The following is a 522-nucleotide window of genomic DNA, read 5'->3' on the forward strand; positions in this document are numbered from 1 at the left end:
TCGCCCTATTCAGACTCGCTTTCGCTGCGGCTCCGGCTTTTCACCTTAACCTTGCACGGGAACGTAACTCGCCGGTTCATTCTACAAAAGGCACGCCATCACCCCTATATCGGGCTCTGACTTTTTGTAAGCACACGGTTTCAGGTTCTATTTCACTCCCCTTCCGGGGTCCTTTTCACCTTTCCCTCACGGTACTGCTTCACTATCGGTCGCTAGGGAGTATTTAGCCTTACCAGATGGTCCTGGCAGATTCATACGGGGTTTCACGTGCCCCGCACTACTCGGGATCCGTCTCGGAGAGAACTGACTTTCAGCTACAGGGCTTTCACCTACTATGGCGGGCCTTTCCAGACCTCTTCACTTACCCAGTTCCTTTGTAACTCCAAAGAGACGTCCCACAACCCCAAGAAGCAAGCTTCTTGGTTTAGGCTGTTCCGCGTTCGCTCGCCGCTACTGACGGAATCACTCTTGTTTTCTCTTCCTGAGGGTACTTAGATGTTTCAGTTCCCCTCGTCTGCCTCT

1 rRNA gene is annotated in these 522 nt (G+C 52.5%); it reads right to left on the reverse strand.

The features are described 5' to 3' along the window. Positions 1-522 (reverse strand): 23S ribosomal RNA (locus tag WH45_RS22610); the annotation flags it as partial.

Source organism: Paenibacillus wulumuqiensis (genome assembly GCF_000971965.1).
GTDB lineage: Bacteria > Bacillota > Bacilli > Paenibacillales > Paenibacillaceae > Saccharibacillus > Saccharibacillus wulumuqiensis.